At 47.0% G+C, this 3079-nt stretch carries 2 protein-coding genes and 1 pseudogene; all 3 read right to left on the bottom strand.

Annotated features, from left to right (window positions below; translation table 11 throughout):
* A partial coding sequence (locus QZ147_RS08855) for a TonB-dependent receptor plug domain-containing protein (RefSeq protein ID WP_295149465.1) occupies nt 1-655 on the bottom strand: 655 nt, incomplete at its 3' end.
* A 282-nt stretch (nt 656-937) separates the two neighbouring features.
* Nucleotides 938-2818 carry an ATP-dependent DNA helicase RecG gene (gene recG, locus QZ147_RS08860; RefSeq protein WP_295149467.1) on the bottom strand — a complete coding sequence of 627 codons (1881 nt, stop codon included), beginning with the start codon at nt 2816-2818 and terminating at the stop codon, nt 938-940.
* Nucleotides 2808-3079: pseudogene (locus tag QZ147_RS08865) on the bottom strand (insulinase family protein); the annotation flags it as partial. The gene recG and the pseudogene QZ147_RS08865, both read right to left, overlap by 11 nt.

Raw genomic sequence — 3079 nt, forward strand, 5'->3', positions numbered from 1 at the left:
TTATATACTCCCTCCACGATTTGCCTTGCTCCAAGTCCGTAGTCAAGCGAAAGGCGAAATTTTGATTTACGACGTGGTTTACGTCGCCGCCAAGCCCCCATCTATCCCAACTACCGTAGCGGGAATTTACGCGGTAAACAGGTGTAAAATTCGCTTTTTTGCTAACCAAATTTACTACCGCGCCGCCTTGGCTGCGTCCGTAAAGAATTGACGACGGACCTTTTAAAATTTCCACGCGCTCGACGTTTGCGGTGCTGCGCCTAATCTGACCCGAGTCCCTCACGCCGTCTCTATAAATATCGCCGCTGTCTACGCTAAATCCTCGTATATTAATACTCTCGCCTCGCATATCGTAGCCGGAATTTACGCCGGCGTTTCCTTCGAGGATACTAGATAGGTCGTTCGTGCCGTAATTGCGATTTTTTTGTATATCAATAGTTTCTATCGTTTGCGGAGTTTGCTTATTCGTTAAGCCGTTCCTGTTTAAATCCGCCTGGTCGTAAGCGATATAGCCTTTTAAGTTATCTTGCTCTGAAATGCCTTCTACTTCGATACTAGGAAGCACGACGGAGTATGCGCCCACGCTGGCGTTTTGATCTTGCGCGACGGCTGCAAGCGCGAAAATGACGCCGCAAGCGGCGAAACTAAATTTCATAAATTCTCCTTTTTTTAAAAAATAAAACTGATAGTATATATTAAAAATATTAGAGGAACATTAATTACGCATTTACTATCGCCTGCGATTTTACGTTAAAAATTAAATTTATCTTTTAAATTTACGAATATTACGCAGAATTTTACGGACGGCTTTTAAAAGCTTCTTTACGATTTTTCGTCTTTAAGCGATTAAAAACGCCGTATATCTAAGCGAGCGCGAATTTTACCGAGCGACGGCGAGGAGCGAAGTTCTTATAAAAAGCGATCGAAAAACAAACGGTTAAACCCGCGAGCGGGCGAGCCGCGTAATTTCTTCGTCGTAATCGTAATATTCAAACGTCGCGCCGTGCTGCAACGTCCCGTCCAAAATATCTCCGCTTTGACGATTTTTAAGATCGATCTGAGCGATCTTAAATCCGTCCGTCGTAGCGCAAAATTCCCGCAAGCGATCGGGCGGATTTTTAAGCTTGGTAAATAAAAAGCACCAGCCCTCGCCGCCGTTTCGCCCCACGCGTCCGCGTAGCTGATGCAGCGTCGCAAGCCCCAAACGCTCGGCGCCTACGATCACGATCGTACTTAGGCGCGGCAAAGATATACCGACCTCGACCACCGTCGTAGAGAGCAATAAATCTCCGCTTTGCCTAAATTCGCGCAAAATCCGCTCCTTTTCGCGGTCTTTACCGTGCGTGATAAAGACGTTTTTAAAATTTTCCAGCCAAAAACCCTGCGCTTCGTTTAGGCTCTGGTAGTGAAAATTTTCGGAATTTTCCACGAGCGGATAGACTATTATAGCTTGCTTGCCTTGCGAAATTTGCGCCCTTAAATGAGAAATCAGCGCGCCGAAATTTTCGCTTTTTAAAATTTGCGAATGAATACGCTTAACAAAAGGCGTCTCGCGCAAAAAGCTAAACTCCACGAGCGCGGACTGAATAAGGCTTAGCGTGCGGGGGATCGGCGTAGCCGAGAACTGTACGAAATTCGCGCGAAACTGCGGCGAGCTAGCCATCTCTTCGATCCGTCCGCGCTGATTAGAGCCGAAGCGGTGCTGCTCGTCCACCATCACGAGCGGGCTTGCGGGCAGGTCTTGATAAAGCAGCGCGTGCGTGCCTACGATTAGGTTTACGCCCGCAAAATCGACGTTTTTATCGCCGCTTTTAACCAGCCTCACGCATACGAAACTAGGCAGCAGGCGCGCCGCTTCGCCGTAAATTTGCTCGGCCAGTATCGACGTGGGCGCCATTAAAACCGCAGTTTTAGGATAAATCATAAGCGCCGCGGCTAAAATCACCAGCGTCTTTCCGCTGCCTACGTCGCCCATCACGACGCGCCGTTTAGCTTCGTCGCTAAGTAAGTCCGAGCGGATATCCGCGATCGCGTTTAGCTGGTCGTTCGTCGGCGTAAAAGGCAGAGTTTTTAACCAGTCCGAAATATCGAAAATTTCAACCTTTTCCGAATTAAAATGCGTTTTTTTAGAGCTTAGCTTTTTTAAATAGTTAAAAATTTCTACGAATTTTAAAATTTCAAGACCGCTTTTTAGCTCGAAATTTCGCCCGCTGAAATTTTCGCTTGAAATTTCGGCGATTTTATCCGCGCCTAAATTTTCGCTTTTGCCCGAAATTTGAGCTTTTAAAAGCGCTAAAATTCGCACGCTATTTTCGTTTGATTCTTGCAGATCGGTTAAAAATTTCGCTTCGTTTTCGCGTAGGCCTTCGTTTATTAAAGCGCCTAAATTTACGTATTTCGCGATTAGTTTTTTTAGCGCGTCGTCTTTGAGCGCGCTTTTGTAGCGGGGTAAAATTTCGCCCGTTTTGGTTATTATTTTAGGGTTTATCACCTGCCAGCCGCCGAACGCTCGCGAACAAACGCCGCTGATTATTATCTCTTTACCGCGCTTAAACGCTCCGAAATGCCATGCTTTGGCATTAAAAATCACGATTTTTAAGGCCGTATTCCACTCTTTGCAAAACGCCGTCGCGCTTAAAATTCCGCCCCTCGCGCGCGCGACGTTAGTAAGCTCTACTCCCGCGCAGACGCGTCCTTCTCTGGGCTCTTGCGAAAGCGTCGTATCTTCAAAGCTCTTAGGCAGGCAAAGAGCTAAATCTAGCAGGCTCGTAACGCCGATTTTAGCTAGCTGCGCGCGGTCGGCGGGTTCAAATTTCATTTCTTACGATGCAAAAGCTCAGATCGTTAATCTCCGCTCGACGCGCGATAAAATCGTTTAAATCTCCGAGTTTTAGCGCGGAAATTTTATCTAGCTCTCTTACGAAATCTCCGAGCTTTTTGCCCTCGTAAAACTCGTTTTGAGCGATATCCAGCCGCGCAAACAGCGTCTCTTGGCGAAGCGGCAAAGAGCCTAGTAAAAATTTCTTCGCCTGCGCCAGCTCGTCCGCTTTTACGCCACTTTTCGTAAATTTGGCGAATT

It is taken from the genome of uncultured Campylobacter sp. (assembly GCF_905371695.1).
Taxonomy (GTDB): domain Bacteria; phylum Campylobacterota; class Campylobacteria; order Campylobacterales; family Campylobacteraceae; genus Campylobacter_A.

Coding starts and splice junctions, on each gene's coding strand:
- recG (WP_295149467.1), bottom strand. CDS start 2,818: ATGAAATTTGAACCCGCCGACCGCGCGCAGCTAGCTAAAATCGGCGTT.